The organism is Corynebacterium pseudokroppenstedtii, from assembly GCF_019754945.1.
GTDB classification, from domain to species: domain Bacteria; phylum Actinomycetota; class Actinomycetes; order Mycobacteriales; family Mycobacteriaceae; genus Corynebacterium; species Corynebacterium pseudokroppenstedtii.
Genome location: NZ_JAEUWU010000004.1, coordinates 252,865 through 269,068, shown reverse-complemented (window position 1 = coordinate 269,068; position 16,204 = coordinate 252,865). Strand labels below are relative to the sequence as shown.

The window sequence follows — 16,204 nt, the reverse complement described above, 5'->3', positions numbered from 1 at the left end:
GGGCTGATCTACCCTAACCGCGCTAATTATTAGCTTTACCCCTTTATGGAGGGTGCTGCTGTCTTACTATTTTCGGGTGGATGACCGGCGCATCAGAGTTCGTGAATAGTGGTAGGCGTACCCGATACACACGACGAAGAGGATAACGCCGCAGATCGTTGCCCCTGTCTCCCACCCATCGGGAACAATTGCCAAAACGTCACTGTTGCCTGCTGCAGCAATGATACCGGCATTAAGTACGCCAAAAAGAGATTCGCCAACAATCAAACCTGTGGCAAGTAGTACCCCGAGCCGACGAGCGAGTTCCGGATTCCTTTGTTTTTTAGCCCAACGGTTATAAAAGTACCCAATTAATGCACCGATCGGGATGATGACTGTCAAAGAACTGGGCAGATACATTCCCATTCCTACTGCTAAACCAGGCAAAGAGTATTTGCCGTGAGAAGTTGTGCTCACAATCTCATTGACGATGACAACGATGACGCCGATGACTGCGCCCAGTCCAATCAATGACCAGTCCAATGAATTACCGAAAATACCTTGTGCCACCGAGGACAATAATGCAGCTTGAGGTGCAGCCAATGCGTCGTCTCCTGCTCCCGGAGCGCCGGCAAATCCGAACCCGGACATCATCAGTTGAAGTACAGGAGGAATAATCGCAGATCCGAAAAGAACACCGACGACTAGCGCTACCTGCTGTTTCCACGGCGTGGCACCAACTAACTGTCCTGTCTTCAGATCTTGGAGATTGTCATTGGAGATCGTAGCCACACCGAAAACGACGGCAGAAGTAAAGAGTGTGTAGGCAATCAACACATCTGAATGAGAACTAGACTCGGAGCCCATAGCCACTTTAATAAGAAGAGCTGCGGAAATTACGACAATTATCCCTACACCTGAAATTGGAGAATTCGATGCTCCAATTAATCCCGCCATATAGCCGCAAATACTTGCTACCACAAGACCAACAAGCAGGATGTAAATAATACTTATACCAATCAGCCCAGCGGTGTGATGTGCAATGGATGTGTCTTTTACGAACAACCACAGCAATAGACCGATGGGGATCATAGAGAAGACCGTCACACCCGCAACGACGGGGAACGGGATGTCTTGTTCAGTAATATCGACTTTTTTCCCGGAATGACGAGCTTTCGACGATAGTAAGGAATCTTTCATCCCCTTTGTGATGGGCCCAATGATTTTAATAAGAGTCCACACGGCAGCGACGGCCATTGTACCGGCACCGATAAACCGAACATCACTAGAAAACGAATCGGACACGATACTTTCTAGCCCTGAAGCACCAGTTCCAGAAGGAATATGACCGGCTGTACGCAACGGCAGTAGAACACCGTAAGAGATAATGAGCCCGACCACCATGGCAAAACCGACGGAAAGCCCCACTAAATGACCAACTCCTATGAGCGCTAGTGATAACGATCCACCAATCATTGTTCCGCCTGAGCCGACACGGAACGCCGCTGAAATTTCTGATGCTACGGCCTTTAGGGCGGCGAGCAATGCATAGCCACCCGACGCTAAGCCACCCAGGATGATCATTCGCAGCCCCATGCGGTTTTCATCTACCGTTGATGAGGACGTCGGCCCAGAAACGTCGGTGGATGAGGGCGCTGAAGGGGATTTAGCGTTGCTATCGGAATTACGTGCGTGAGTATCTCCTACTTTCAGGACTTCCGCTGCTGCGACACCCTCGGGATAAGGGAGATCAGAGTGGGTGACAAGGGCACGGCGTAGAGGAATTGAATACATGACGCCCAAAATGCCGCCAATTGCGCACAAGGCGGCCGTTTCCCAATACGGAAAACCTGACCACCAACCGATCATAACTAGCCCCGGGAGTACGAAAATGATGGCCGATAATGTTCCGGCTGCAGAAGCAATGGTTTGAACAATATTGTTTTCTGCGATGGTGTGATCTTTAAAATTCCGCAAAATCGCCATTGAAATGACAGCCGCGGGAATCGATGTAGCAAAAGTGAGCCCGACTTTGAGTCCGAGGTATACATTTGCTGCGGTGAAAACCAGTGTAATTAAGCCACCGAGAATGACAGTCCGAAGAGTGAATTCTCGAGTTGATGTTGCTCGCTGTAGTGCCACGTTGCGCGAACCATTGTGGTGATTGTGACGTAATTCAGGGGTCACATTGGTGGAGGAATCATTCTTTTCCACGATGACGTTCTTTCTTCCAAGGTCTTCCTGGGGAAGCGTACCCGCGGTATTTTACTGACAAGCCGAGTGCGACACGTACGATAGGCTGCATGCGTTTCTTAAACGGTATGGTCCCGCAGTACGACCTCACCTATGACGACGTCTTCATGGTTCCCTCCCGGTCTTCTGTGGGGTCCCGTCAAAAAGTGGACTTACACACTAATGATGGGACAGGAACAACAATTCCTCTTGTCGTGGCGAACATGACCGCGGTAGCCGGTAGGCGTATGGCAGAGACAATTGCGCGACGCGGTGGATTGGCTATCATCCCTCAGGATGTCCCTGCCGATATTGTTGCTAACACCATCGCCAGTGTGAAGTCTTCTGATTTATTCTTTGATACACCGATCACCGTGAAACCGCACCACACCGCGGGCTACACGCGTCACCTTCTGCCCAAACGCGCTCACGGCGCGGCCATCGTCGTCGATAATGGCAAACCCATCGGCCTGGTGACCGAAAAGGACCTGCGTGGCGTCGATAATTTCACCCAGGTTGGCCGGCTGATGAGTACATCTTTAGTTACTCTTAGCGACGACACCACCCCACAGGAGGCCTTCGCGTGCCTGTCCGAGGCTTCGCGAAAGCTTGCTCCCGTGGTCAGCGCGGATGGCGAATTGAAGGGCATCATGACGCGCAAGGCGGCATTGCGCGCCACCCTGTATCAGCCTGCGGTCGATAAAAATAACGCGCTCCGCGTCGGTGCGGCGATCGGTATCAATGGGGACGCGACGGGTCGGGCAACTGCGCTGGTTGAGGCGGGTGCCGATGTCATCGTTGTGGACACTGCCCACGGGCACCAGCAACACATGATCGACGTTTTACGCAAGGTGAAAGCCCTGGATTTGGGCGTTCCCATTGTCGCCGGAAACATCGTGACCGCAGAGGGCGTTGAGGATCTCGCCGCTGCGGGTGCCGACATTATTAAAGTTGGGGTGGGCCCTGGCGCGATGTGTACGACGCGCATGCAGACCGGTGTCGGCCGTCCGCAATTCTCTGCCGTGAAAGAATGCGCGGATAAAGCCCGCGAGGTGGGGGTTCACGTGTGGGCCGATGGGGGAGTCCGGCACCCGCGCGATGTCGCTCTGGCATTGGCCGCCGGCGCATCCAACGTCATGATTGGATCATGGTTTGCTGGCACCCTGGAATCGCCGGGTGACTTGATCAAAGAAAATGATGGCCGTGCCTATAAAGAGTCGTTCGGCATGGCGTCTCACCGGGCGGTGGAGCACCGCAACCTGCATACGGAGGAGTTCGAGCGCGCACGCCGGTCAATGTTTGAAGAGGGCATTTCGCAGGCCCGCATGTACATTGACCCGGAGCGCCCTGGCGTAGAAGACCAGGTTGACCACATTGTTTCCGGTGTGCGCTCAGCGTTCACGTACGCAGGGGCGGACACGATCGAAACCTTCCGTGAGCGGGCGATCGTCGGGATTCAATCGGCAGCTGGGTACGCGGAAGGACGGCCTCTGTCGTCGTCATGGAAGGCGTAGTGGGCGCAGGCTCCCGCCGTAGCGGTGAATAGGCCCCGGCCTAGAAGACTTCGATACGCGCGCCGAGGTTTTCGGCTTGTTTAAGTTGATCCACCCAGCCTGCATCACCGGGGTGCAGCCGGAGAACCGGTCGTTTCCCCGTGCGAGCTTCGTACCGAATGCGTGACCGGTGGCCAGCGTCGGCCAGTTCCGCGACGGTGGGTGGCGTCGCCCTCAAACTCGCCCGGGCCTCGTCCAACATGGTTTGGACTTCCTCAATGGCGCGGAGAACCTCCTCCACGTTGTTCTCGCACATGGCCTCGGTCAGTCCAGGATCCGAACCGGCGACGCGCGTTCCATCGCGGAAAGAGCCTGCAGCCAGTGACAATGCCAGCGCGCCCCCTTTGTCGCCAGCCACCGCTAGAGCGTCAGCCAACACGTGCGGCAAATGAGAAATTCGAGCAACAGCCGCATCATGAGACTGAGCCCGCGCCGGGATGACCTCGGCTCCGACGTCGTAGGCGAGGTTCACCACGCTCATCCATTCGCGCAGCCACCGGCCGCCATCACTGTCGTCTGTGGGGGCATTATCGAAAGTGACAACCCACGGAGCGCCAGTAAACAAACCCGTCTGAGACGCGTCCCACCCGTTGTGGCTTGTTCCGGACATGGGGTGGCCACCCACGAAGCGGTCCTGCATTCCACGCGCGCGGACCTCCCGTATGACGGCCTGTTTCACGCTAACGACGTCGGTAATGCCACAGGTAGGGGCGTGGTGGGCGATGTGGTCGAGCATGGTTCCCACAGTGCTCATTGGCGTGGCGATCACCACAAGAGCGTCCTCCTCCCCGGCTCGTTCGAGGACGGCCGAGCAATCGTTCGACGCGTCGAACCCGTCGTCGATAATTTTTGTCACTGTGGACTGTGTGCGATCCCATCCGAAAACTCGCCGCCCCCGGGCTTGCACGTCGCGCATGATTGAGCCACCAATGAGCCCTAGTCCGAGGATGCACACGGGGCGGTCCTCGTGGAGAATGTGGTGCTTGCCGGGGGTTGTGGCTGGGTCGGGATAGACGCCGGAGGGTGTGGAGGTGCTCATTCTGACAAGTGTGGCACAGTCCGACTACGGTTATCTATATGAATGCGGGTGTGAACGACGACGGCCAGACTCCAACTTTTGCCGTTGCACTGACAAGTCAAGATGGGCAGTGGATGGGCCGGATCCTCCCTGAACGCGCCACGTGGGACCTTGATGTAGCCACGCGGGCTGTGCGCGATTTGCGCTCCGAAGGGCCAAGTTTTGGCATGGTGTGCGTGGACGATGACTGGTTTGTCCTCATCCGTCCGACGCCACGGGGGACACAGCTTTTACTTTCCGACGCCACCGCTGCGGTTGTGGACGATTACGCCGCGGAAGTATTGGATGAGCTGGACGTCGACGTTCCCGATATGGATCCTGATGAGCGGGCCGATGCGGAACCGTGGCCGGAGGGGGATCTGGAGATTCTCGAGGACCTCGGTGTTCCCAGCGATGTGTTGGCCGTGATCTGCGATGACGATGAGTTATGGGCATCGGAGCAGCTCCTCCGGATCGCGGAGGAAATCAATGCGGATGAGGAGCTTGCCGACGTTGCGCAGCTCGATTATTAGGTCATTATTAGGTCGCTGACGTGATTGGTGCTGGGCTGCCGCGGCCTGTTCCCGAGCGGCAGGCGGAACGTTGGATGCGAATGGCGTTAGACGTGGCGAAACAAACTCCGGTGGGCGATGTCCCGGTGGGTGCTGTGGTAGTTGACGCGTCGGGCCATGTTGTGGGGGAGGGGTGCAATGAGCGTGAATCCATGGGGGACCCCACTGCCCACGCGGAGGTCATCGCTCTGAGAAAGGCTGCTCGAAAGGTTGGCGACAGTTGGCGCCTGGAAAACCACACTCTTGTGGTGACCCTAGAACCGTGCGTGATGTGTGCGGGTGCCGCTGTGACCTCCCGCATCGGGGGTATTATTTTCGGTGCATATGAGCCGAAAACGGGGGCGTGCGGTTCGGTGATCGATGTCGTGCGTGATCCGGCGTGGCCCTTTCCGCCTGTCGACGTCAGGGGCGGTGTGCTGGAGCGACAATGCCAGGATCTTGTGGAGGAGTTTTTTGCTCGGCGTCGGAAGTGAGCGGGTGGATGGTGGCCAGTGTCGTAGTCACGTGGCTGCGTAGGGGGCGTAGCTCTTTAGCGAGCCGGCCGTACGCACCCTTTAGGAAACCTCTCAAAAAATTTGCCTAAAACGCATGAAAAGGATGCATTGGAACACGAATATCGCTACGGTCGATAACACAGGTTTTATCTACTACGAAATGAGGTTTAACAATGGATCTTGACAACCTAAAGGACAAGGCCAAGGACGCTATTTCCGACAACCGCGACAAGGTTGAGGAAAAAGCTAACGACGTCGCCGACAGCAAGTTGGGTGACAAGGCCGACAAGGCGAAAGAAGGGGTCAAGAAGGGCCTCGATTCTCTCGACAAGTAATTATTAGTGCGGGGATTGCCTTTACTGCTTAACGACGTTACTTTCCTGTTTGAGCAGGGAAAACGAGCGTGATTTTGGCTGCTTGGAGTCCTAGGCTAACCTAGTTCGCGGTGGCGTGTCCGAGCGGCCGAAGGTGCGGCACTCGAAATGCCGTGTGCGGTAACCCCGTACCGAGGGTTCAAATCCCTCCGCCACCGCACATGCGTAAACCCCCAGCGGTATCAACCGTTGGGGGTTTACGCATGTGCGCTTGTGTGGTGGGGAGTGGGATAAGTAGCAAAAGGGTGTCCGCGTGCGGGAAAACTGTGGGGGTATATCGGGGTCGGTTGTGAAAACTGTGGGGGGGATGGGCGAAAAATGGCCGAAAATTGACCATATTCCCCCGCACTTTTCGGGCTCCAGGTGTAGCTTCCCCACAGTTTTCCGTCTACCGGCTCCTTTTTCCGCGCGGCGGTGCTTCGGCGCCCCAGGAATTGAGTTCTTCCTTGGGTTATACGACAAAAAGTGCGCTTCTCTGCTGTGTGCGCTGTGTTTCTTAAGTTCAGAAGGCGTCGCAACACGTATCTGCAGGGGAGGGGAAGTGCTGCATGCCACTTCGTTTTGCCAAACTTTTCCGCAAGTTCGCTGGACCGTCGTCGGCAATCTGAATTATTCCCAAAGAGAACAAGCCGAAAACAAATCGTCGTGCGATGGCTTTATATGTGTGGACCGCGGGCCAATGAAGTATTTAGACGATCAAGGATCCAAGCTAAACTTGCATCCACTAAGTTGTGAATCAGCTTGAGAGGACACCATGCCATACGGAGATGGAAGCCGGACGATCTCGGCAAATGTTGACAGCATTGCTTCTTCACAGAGGAGTACGGCGCGGGCAGCATGGGCGGGCGTGATGCTCCTGGGGGCGAGGCTCGCACAAGCCGAGAAGCACCACAATGAGTCGATAGAAGAGCTACACCATATTCAGGATCAAATTGACCGTGGGCAGAGGCTTGCCGATCAGCGAAGTGCACAGCTCATAGCGACAATAGAAAAGGGCGGGGATAACCAAGGGCACAGAGATTATTCGATCTGGGTGGGGAGCACACCAGAGGGGAACCTTTTTGAGTACACATATCGCCCTGAAGCCGAGAAGCGCATTCGTTTTATAGCTGCGCTCAACGAGTATTGGCAGCGAAAAGTAAGTATTGCTTTCACCACTGCTGTTAATCGGCTCACTCGGGGGGAAGAAGATCTCCTGCTTGAGGGTAAACCGATCTATCGCGATAATGAAGAACGTGCTCTCCCGTCGCCTCCTCATCAAGGTGATAAGAGTACCGCAAAAACAGTGCTAACAGCGGTTTTATACTTTACTTTATTCCTCATCAGCTTTTTCACCCTCGTTACCGCCGGCGTTTTTTTAGTTTCACTGGCTTTTGATGTCGGGGGAGGAGTTTCTTCAGGTGAGGAATCTGGAGTAGAGACAGCGAGTAAAGTTACTTTAATACTCTGTGTAATTCTTGCAGTGGCGGTATGTCTCTTCGTGTATTGGCGTTTAAAAAAGCGGCAAGAGAGAAAATTACAGGAGTATTACAACCTCCGAGACCAAGAGTTGGCCAGACGTAAGCACATATACGAATTGAACGTGGCGAAGTTGGAGGAATTGATGGATCAAGTGAGTCGCGAACTTGGATTTGATATCTCCAAGATGGACGAGGTCAAGGCGGGCTGGAATTCAAATTCCGCAGTTCCTCGCGCAAATTCGGTAGCTGAATTTATGGAGAATGTCTATGTCACCCTCCCTCTGGCTCGTCAATGGCCGCCGCTCCCTGACAAGCCGATTGTTGCTGATTTTTCACAAACTAAGCTCGCGAGGGCCAACGAAAATATTAAAAGTTCCGTTGATAGATTCGATTGGCGTCCCCTGCAAGATCTTTAATTAACATCTAGCCGTAAACCATTCACGGTCATTATCGTGATGGCCGTGAACCCGTTCACGGTGTTTCCGATCTTTTTATCAATGCGTCGTGTTCATCTCACAATATGAGGTTTTATGGTTCAGCAGAGTCAGCGTTCGAGCAGCGTAGTGCTCATCGTCATCGGTTTGTCCCTAGCAATGTTTATGTTTTCGGTGAACCAGACGATGTTGAGTGTTGCGCTCCCAACGATCGTTGGAAGTCTGCACGGTGGCGACCATATTCTCTGGATTTCCACCTCATACATGCTGGCATCGACGATTTTTCTCCCCATGTACGGAAAACTGGGTGACCGATACGGGCTAAAGAAACTATTTCTTTTTTCCTTGGTCGTTTTTATCATTTCGTGCATTTATGGGACGTTCGTTAATTCGATGCCCGCGCTAGTTATCACCCGCTTTATTCAGGGCATGGGTGGCGGGGGCCTAGTTGTTCTCTCCCAAGCTCTCTTAGCCGCTGCTGTTCCTCGCCGTGAGCGCGGGAAATACATGGGTTTCATCGGTAGCGTCTTCGTGATTTCTACCGTCGCCGGTCCCGTCTTGGGCGGATTAATCACCGAATATTGGAATTGGCGCTGGACCTTCGGCGTCAACGTTCCCTTTGGCATCGTCTCCCTCTTATTGTGTCTCAAGTTCTTACGAGAACCAGAGCCAGAAAAGCAATCATCTCGTATCGACGTGGCCGGAATGGTTCTTATTGGCGCTGTGTCTACCTTCCTCGTCCTGTGCACAGCCTGGGCCGGTCATGGTGGCTGGGCGCAACCCAAAGTTCTGCTCTGCATGGTTGGTGCAGCGGTGTGCATCGCCGCATGTATGTGGGTAGAAAAGCATGCGGGTGATCCTGTTCTTCCCCCGTATATCCTCACCAACCGAAACTTTTTCCTCGCCACACTTATCGGCATGCTGCTCGCTCTGGGAACATTCGGTGTGACAACCTATATGCCGGCCTATATACAAATTGTTGAAGGAATCGACGCCGTTACCGCTGGTTTCGTTCTTCTTCCGATGACAGCATTGATGTTCGCCTTCTCCCTTATTTCTGGTTTTATGGTCAGCAAGACCGAGAAGTATAGGGCTTTATTGGTCACGAGTGGCGCGTTCTGCGTAGCAGGATTTCTCGCGTTGAGTGCGCTCCACACCGGCTCCGGTGTCTATGTCCTCATCGCTGTTTTATGCGTCCTGGGAGTCGGTTTTGGTCTTGGTACCCAACTTTCTGTTTTAGTAGTTCAAAACTCTTTTTCGACGAAGGTGATGGGTACGGCAACAGCATCGAATAGTTTATTCAGGGATTTAGCGGGCACATTGGGAATGTCCGTGGTCGGTGCCTTCTTCGCCTCCCGTGCTAGCATCCGTTTTGCCGACACCGGTACTGGTGTGTCATTTGCATCATTGACTCCGGAGTCAATGAAACAGCTGCATGAGCCTGTTCATAGCCTGATCGCTCAGGCCTATCACGATGCATTAATTCCTGTTCTCGGGGCCTTTGTTCCCTTAATGATTGCGGTCGTTGTTGCCGCAATCTTCGTCCGGGATGACCGTTTGCGGGATACCGGGCACAGTGACCCGGGTGAGATTAACGACCCGAGTGAAATTGTAGATACTGGCCTGTAGCCACCAGCTACGGCCGTTTCCGTCGCAACCCCGTAGCGCTCGATCGGGAAATATAGAACAATTTGGGTATACCTAAACCCAAAGGAGAGCTGACAAAGTATGAAAGCAATCGAAAGTAGCGAGTGGGTTATCGACGGTGCGCTAACCGTATGGGAACCGTCCGCTCAGATGGCTGAGGCCCCCAAGGACACACCGACGGATCCCACGCCGCCATCGTTTTTGCAGAAGGACCACATCCGAGGAGTCCTCACGCAACGACAGGCAGGCAACACCCATCGTGCCTACACCTGTGCGGTGGCCACCCTCCCCGGACCGCTGAATCCGGACGCAATGACCCAGGCAGTGAACAATTTTGTGCGCTCACATGAGGGATTGCGGAGTACCTTCGTCGTCAATACGGATACCGCAGGCGCCCAGGGTACGGATGGTGGTGCCTCGGATGCTGCCGCAGCCAAACCCAGTGGTGGGCAGCCTGAATTCGGTGGCGCGTCAGTCGAGCGGAAGACGGTCCCCGCATCTGTGATTGATCTTGTCCCTCGCCTCCTTGCAGAAGCACCCGATGACGCTGGTGAAACAACCGCGAACGATATCCTGAATGATTATCTACCAACGCACGCGGTATTCGATCACTTTCCCGGTTTTGTTATCGGTGCTGTCGATAAGGGTAAGTACTGCGAGGTTTTTTATGCAGTAGACCATGCTTTCGGTGATGGATTGTCTTTGTGCGTGGGTATTCTCGAATTGATGGCGAGGTACACCGGTACTCCGGCGCCCGGTTTAGTGGAAGATACGCACCCAAGCTTTGTGGAATATACCCGCGAAGAATATCAACGAGCTGCCACGGTCACCCCTGATTCGCCAGGGGTCAAGCTCATGCAGGAGTTCGTCCAGGTCACGGGTGGTGTCCCGCGATTCCCCTTGCCCACCGGAATCGAAAACAATGAGCCCCAGCCTGTTAAGGAAACGCAAGCAGATTTCACTCTTGCCGACGCTAATGACGTGAAAGTTTTACGTTCATTAGCTCATGAAAAGGGAGTTAGCTTTAGTACCGTCGTGTTCGCTTTATTGGCGCTGGCGGAACATAAGGCAGCGAAAACAAGTCGGTATTCAACCATCGTGGTGAATAGCACGCGAGGAAAGAAATATGCGACCTCTCAGGGCTGGTTCTGCAACTTCAACCCGCTGACATTCGATATTACGAGTGAAACTCTGGACGACATTTTGCCCACCGTCGCCGAGGCCCAGCAGAAAATGCGTGAGGTCCTTTATGAACCTGTCCATGCGTCAATCATGCCGCTGTTAGCGACCGGGGCGGTGGACGCAAGCATTTTCGATAGCCCGCAATTGGTTACCTACATGGACCTCAGCTGGTTCACGGAGCCACAGGGCTCGAACATCCGCCTGCTCACGGGGACCGGGAAGACGAAGAACGCCAGCTTGTGGGTTTTCCGTAATCCGGATGGGCTGCTCGTCGGAAGTCAGGCTCCGGACAACCCAGTTGCTGCGGAGTCTTTGCAGACGTTCTTCCACGCATTCCGCGACGCGGTCCAAGACGCTGTGTCACGCCGACAGTAACCACCTCACGGAAGCTGCTACGAATTAGCTAGCTTCATTTTCAATGAGGCGTATCGCCGTCGATAATGCCTGGTCAGGCGATGTCATCTCGGCGGCGAATGCCTGTGCAGCGTCCCGAACCGGCGACGACAGAGCGCGGTCGAGATCGTCCCCGAAGTGCTCATCGGTCAAATGTGACAGTGATGATCCGACTCCGACGCCCAGGTTTTCGATGCATGACGCCCAGAAAGGTTGCTCGAAGCCGAAGGCATAAATCATGGTCGGGTTTCCGGACCGAAGACTTGCTGCGGTCGTGCCGGCTCCACCGTGATGAACTGCCGCGCAGCATCGGGGCAGGACAGTAGTCTGATTGACCGCTCCGGTGAAGTACACATCGTTAGTTTCACCATGATTTTTATTGCCGACGGTTGGAGTCGCTTGTGGTTCGTCGTCGGACACATTCGTGAAACCGTCGAATCCGCTGAAGAGTACGCGTAAGTTTCGGCGTCGCGCAGCGGAAATAATGGTGCCCACAAGACGAGCCGGGTTTGATACCGGCATAGATCCGAAGCTCACAAAAAGTGGTGCGCTACCACTGGAAAGCCAGTGGTCAAGATCGGTGGGGAGGGTATCGGGTTCATCAAGTCGACGCCGTGCCGAGGCAGGGAGATCAAGGTAGCCGACAAAAATTTTGTTGGTGCCGGCCCACTCTGCGGCGATGTCCGGGACGACTTTCGGGTCACAGAGCTGTAGCTGAGGCACCGAATTGTCGCGTAAATAGCGCGTGAATGGGTGGAATCGGGGAGTGAGTCCGAGTCGGCGTCGGAATGCATTCTCCCAATGCCCGTACATGAGGAAGTCGAACCATTCCTGAATATGCCACGACTTTTTCTTTATCCATTTTGGTGCGCGGCGGGTTAATTTATGCGGCCAGCCCGAATAACTGTTATGAAAAATTGGAGCATATCGCAGAACAACGAGGGGAATATTCCATTTTTCAGCCAGCGATGTCCCTTGCCTTTGGCACATTGGGTTCACAATTAACAGGGTTGGTTGTGTGAGCCCGGGATGGTCCATATCCGCCGAGCACTGAGTGTTGTCGTGAGAAAAGTAATAGTTGGTGAGGTCTTGATGCAGATCATCAACGGAATGCTTAAGAAAGTGGGCAGCTAATTTGGCAATAGCGATGGGATTTTTACTCGCCAATGTTGATCGCGCGCGATCTGTCACATCACCGATATTGATCCCCGCCGGTAAAACGGACTGGAGCCCGGCAGTGCGTGCAAAAGTGGTCAGACTAGGTGTGCAGAGGAACGTGACTGTGTGACCACGCTTCTGGAGTTCGAGGCCGAGACTAACGGCTGGTTGAATATCGCCACGGCTACCAGATAAAACGAACAAAATATTCTGCGAGGTGGATTTCTGACTGGGATGGGCGGTCATGAGTTTTCCTTGGGGGACGTCGCGGTGAATTGTGGTTTGCGTGTTAGTTGGTAATTATCGCAGGGTTTTTAGGAAACGTCCTGGTACCGTCGGTGACGTGGATGTGTGCTACCTCGATGATATTGCCCTTTCAGGTCCGTGTACTCAGTATGTTCTGGAGTGGGATGGAAGTCCCGGTTCGGAAGTCTTTCCACTGACGCTTAACCAACGTAACCATCTGGAGAGCGTAAGGGCGAGTGGCCGTCCATCGTGGGTTGCAGGATCTTTTATCCTCCCCCTTAGTGTTCTCGTCGGTACAGAGAAGAACGTAGACACTATTGCGGAGGCAATCCGCACTCTTATCGGTGATTATGACGCATTGCGGCTAGTGCCCTCCGATCCGTCGGAAAGCGAAGGTAGCCAGAGAATGTGGTCGAATGATCAACTATCTATCTCGACCGAAGCATTCCGCACTGATTCTCGTGAAGATTCTTCAACTATTCGTCACGAAGTGGAGGCGAGGATCGACAAGGCCTGCGTTCCAGGGCACAAACCGGGGCTCTTTTTTGCCCTGTGCGGCTATCGCCTCGTTGTAGCAAGTGACCATTTTCATGCGGACATGGCGAGCATCCACATCATTCTCCGCCGTCTGTGGGATCTTGTGGCCTCACCGGCAGAGAAGCTCGGAAACACTAATAACAACCCCGAGGCCGCTCACGGAAATGTCGGAACCGTTGACGGGAACGAAGAAAACTCCACAGCCCCCGATCCCGCCGCAGCCCCGTCGTTTATTGATGTGGTGCGAAAAGAACGGGAAGCATCCGCTCGCTGGCATGACAGTGCTAACAGTGATGAATTGGAGCGCGCACTTGCGGTATGGAAGCGCTTCTTCGATGATACCGGTGGAGTTGTGCCGGGCTTCCCCGCCGAATTAGGGACGACTGAGTCGGTGACTCCTCATCACCGCACCGAACTTCTGGTACCAGCCGCAGACATGACCGGGCCGATTGCGACGAGGACGTTTGCCGAGGTCATGGCAACTCTTGCCAGCTCCGTGCACACCGTGGTGGGTGCGGAATCCCTGCCATGCGTGGTCCCGATCCACACACGCGGGCGGTCGTCGAGCCCCTACCACGGAACCGTGGGGTGGATGGTCAGCAACGGTCCCGTCATTGCCGAGCCGGGGGACAGCGACGGTGTTCGCCAATGGTTGCGCGACGGTATCAACGCCGTCACCGTCCCACTGGACATCGTCATGGAAACGTTCCGCCCTGTGATGCCGACTCCGCAGCCCTTCATGGTGTCGTACAGCGATTTTCGCACCGGACCAGGCCGGTCGGCAGAGATTCCCGGAGCCGTGTATTTTTCATCGCTCGCCCCTACAGCAACAGTGCAGCTGTGGTTCACCAGAAACGACAAAGGTCTATCCCTACGGGCGAAATATCCCGGAACGCTCGAGGCAGAGGCAATACTCGACGAGTGCGTAGACGATCTCACTCGCCGGTTAACCGGTACCGCCTCAACGCAGACAGGCTAAGCGCGGACGGGCACAGCAACCGCGTAATCCCCCGTCGTCACGACGCTATGAATGATGGCAGCGAATCGTGACAGGAATGCAGCGATCGATTCTTCCGCCTGGGCGTTATTGGGGTAGCGCATCGACACGTTGAGCCCCTCACCAGTGCGGTTGAGCCAAATGTAAATGTCGTCGTCGCTCATCACCGAGCTACGGAGGACGCGATCGTGGTCGCCCCAGGTACCAGCACCCGGCACGAATCGCGTATCGACGTACGAGATCACGAACCGAGGAGGTTCGTTGATGTGCAATGCGTCGCTCACAGCGGCATAGGGGTAGACGGAGAGGTCACGGTGCCGCTTCGTCGCCTGGACCGTATCCGAAAACGCCTCGGTGAAGCTCGACGCGCCATTGAGCGGATCGTCGACAGGCATGAGCCCAACAAACCACCCGGCAGAGAGCATGTACTTGGGCTCGTGACGAGTGTGCATCGGCATGATATACCGCGCCGACGACACCGGCGAGAGCTCGGTGAGCGCCAACTTCAGAGCAGTCAGAAGCGCCGACTTGGTCGAGCCACCGTTGGCTTTGGCGCGCTTACCCAACTCCGAGATGTCCTTCTCGTTGAGCAGCCACTGGGAGATGCTGTGCTGTGCTCGGTGCTGGTCCGCCGGCGTAGCCGACTCCGCCTCCGCGCCCGACCGGATAGGCAGCGGGAACACCGGCGGTGCGAGGTGCCCATCAGCACTAGTAGTGAGGAACTCTTTCCATTCCTCCACCGCACGCTCACGAGCGGACGCCGACTCAGTAACCGCACGCTCTCCCGCACAAAAGTCCACATAAGAACCTGCTGGCGGCAGTGTTGGTTCCCGCTTATCGACGGCTGCCGCGTAGAGTTCCCTGAGCTCGGCGATGGTGAATAGCTGCGTGTACGCGTCCATCACGGCGTGGTCAGCGGCGAAAATGACGGTGAATTCCTGGGGCGTGTGTCCGTGGTCGGCATCGGCCTGCGCTGTTTCAGATTCGCGCGCCTCGCCTTGAGATGCCTCGGTTTCAGATGCCTCAGGCTCAATCGTCGCGACGGTGACGTGTGGCCATCCGATCCCATTGACATGCTGAGCGAAATGCCGGTGGATCTCGTGGCGCAGGAGCTGGTCGTCGTGGTAGACGCCGAAGTCGTTTCGGGATACGTCAACTGCGGTAGAACCCAGCGTGTAGCGTGTAAAGCTCGTGGTCGCTTCGTCGTGGTCATTAGCGACGGCTGTCGTCCGGTATGCCTCATGACGGCTAAACCATGTGGTGAGGGCCTCGCGGAAGGCGTCGGTAATCAGTGGCTGATGGATAACGAATGCTCCACCGATCCAGTCCTCGGAGACGGAGGGAAGTCCCTGCTCGGCATTGTTCTTTTTAGCGCGGAGAACTTCGCGGAGGTGGTCCTCGTGGTTGATGGAAAGGCTGCGTTCGTCCTCGCTCCACTGGCTAGCGTCGTCGGTAAATTCCCAGGTGGATAGCTGTCCGGTGGGGAGGGGATAGTCGGCTAGTTCTGTGTATTCCATCGTGTCGTCCTTCGTTTTGCTTGTTGCCGTGCTTCTGTGCCAGTACGTTGCTGCTATGTCAGTACATTGATGTGCTTATCCAGCTGAAGTGCTGTCACTACTATCTTGTGAGCAGTCGTGCTACTGCACTGAGTACGCGATTGCACGATGTGGGCGAGCGCACTGTGTAGGTGCTTCTAGCCCGAGTAACAATGCTGCTCTCTTGGGTCAATCGAGGACGCGGAAAGCGGAGGCTGCCACGCCACGCTGGTTCTCTATCTCCACGGTGAACAACGAAACACCGTAGATGAGCTAAAGGTTTGTACTCTCAAGTTTCGGTAGCGTAGGTTGCCGTGGCGGCCTCGTCAAGTGCCTATTTTCAATTTCGAACGA

12 protein-coding genes and 1 tRNA gene are annotated in these 16,204 nt (G+C 55.1%); 9 read left to right on the top strand and 4 right to left on the bottom strand.

Annotated features, from left to right (window positions below; translation table 11 throughout):
• Positions 1–66: 66 nt before the first annotated feature.
• The gene (locus JMN36_RS08355; RefSeq protein WP_204088610.1) at positions 67–2,121 is read right to left on the bottom strand and encodes an OPT family oligopeptide transporter; all 2,055 of its coding nucleotides are present in this window, start codon (positions 2,119–2,121) and stop codon (positions 67–69) included.
• A gap of 161 nt (positions 2,122–2,282) precedes the next feature.
• On the opposite strand from JMN36_RS08355, the gene JMN36_RS08350 reads away from it, so the two are divergent.
• Positions 2,283–3,725, top strand: a complete 1,443-nt coding sequence (locus JMN36_RS08350) for a GuaB1 family IMP dehydrogenase-related protein (RefSeq protein ID WP_204087890.1) — start codon at positions 2,283–2,285, stop codon at positions 3,723–3,725.
• 40 nt (positions 3,726–3,765) lie between these two features.
• On the opposite strand, the gene JMN36_RS08345 is transcribed toward JMN36_RS08350, so the two are convergent.
• A complete protein-coding gene (locus tag JMN36_RS08345; protein ID WP_241865258.1) occupies positions 3,766–4,803 on the bottom strand; it encodes a prephenate dehydrogenase in 1,038 nt (345 codons plus the stop codon).
• 38 nt (positions 4,804–4,841) lie between these two features.
• On the opposite strand from JMN36_RS08345, the gene JMN36_RS08340 reads away from it, so the two are divergent.
• The 7 genes from JMN36_RS08340 (at position 4,842) to JMN36_RS08310 (ending at position 11,359) form a co-directional block, all read left to right on the top strand.
• Positions 4,842–5,354 carry a tRNA adenosine deaminase-associated protein gene (locus tag JMN36_RS08340; protein ID WP_046201914.1) on the top strand — a complete coding sequence of 171 codons (513 nt, stop codon included), beginning with the start codon at positions 4,842–4,844 and terminating at the stop codon, positions 5,352–5,354.
• 20 nt (positions 5,355–5,374) lie between these two features.
• A complete protein-coding gene (tadA, locus tag JMN36_RS08335) occupies positions 5,375–5,866 on the top strand; it encodes a tRNA adenosine(34) deaminase TadA (RefSeq protein ID WP_204087891.1) in 492 nt (163 codons plus the stop codon).
• A 194-nt stretch (positions 5,867–6,060) separates the two neighbouring features.
• Complete coding sequence (locus JMN36_RS08330) at positions 6,061–6,222, top strand: hypothetical protein (RefSeq protein ID WP_204087892.1); 162 nt, start codon at positions 6,061–6,063, stop codon at positions 6,220–6,222.
• Between the two features lie 109 nt (positions 6,223–6,331).
• Positions 6,332–6,419, top strand: a tRNA-Ser gene (locus JMN36_RS08325).
• Between the two features lie 596 nt (positions 6,420–7,015).
• Positions 7,016–8,137, top strand: a complete 1,122-nt coding sequence (locus JMN36_RS08320; protein ID WP_204087893.1) for a hypothetical protein — start codon at positions 7,016–7,018, stop codon at positions 8,135–8,137.
• Between the two features lie 114 nt (positions 8,138–8,251).
• Entirely contained in the window at positions 8,252–9,784 is a 1,533-nt protein-coding gene (locus JMN36_RS08315; RefSeq protein WP_204087894.1) for a DHA2 family efflux MFS transporter permease subunit, read from the top strand.
• A gap of 99 nt (positions 9,785–9,883) precedes the next feature.
• Positions 9,884–11,359 (top strand): hypothetical protein, encoded by a 1,476-nt coding sequence (locus JMN36_RS08310; RefSeq protein ID WP_204087895.1) that lies wholly within the window; start codon positions 9,884–9,886, stop codon positions 11,357–11,359.
• A 24-nt stretch (positions 11,360–11,383) separates the two neighbouring features.
• On the opposite strand, the gene JMN36_RS08305 is transcribed toward JMN36_RS08310, so the two are convergent.
• A complete protein-coding gene (locus JMN36_RS08305; RefSeq protein WP_221924213.1) occupies positions 11,384–12,781 on the bottom strand; it encodes a glycosyltransferase in 1,398 nt (465 codons plus the stop codon).
• Between the two features lie 97 nt (positions 12,782–12,878).
• Here JMN36_RS08305 and JMN36_RS08300 point away from each other — a divergent pair, with 97 nt between their 5' ends.
• Entirely contained in the window at positions 12,879–14,297 is a 1,419-nt protein-coding gene (locus tag JMN36_RS08300; RefSeq protein ID WP_221924212.1) for a condensation domain-containing protein, read from the top strand.
• Here JMN36_RS08300 and JMN36_RS08295 read toward each other — a convergent pair.
• Positions 14,294–15,832: a condensation domain-containing protein gene (locus JMN36_RS08295; RefSeq protein ID WP_221924211.1), complete on the bottom strand. Its 1,539-nt coding sequence runs from the start codon at positions 15,830–15,832 to the stop codon at positions 14,294–14,296. The genes JMN36_RS08300 and JMN36_RS08295 overlap by 4 nt on opposite strands.
• Positions 15,833–16,204: the final 372 nt, after the last annotated feature.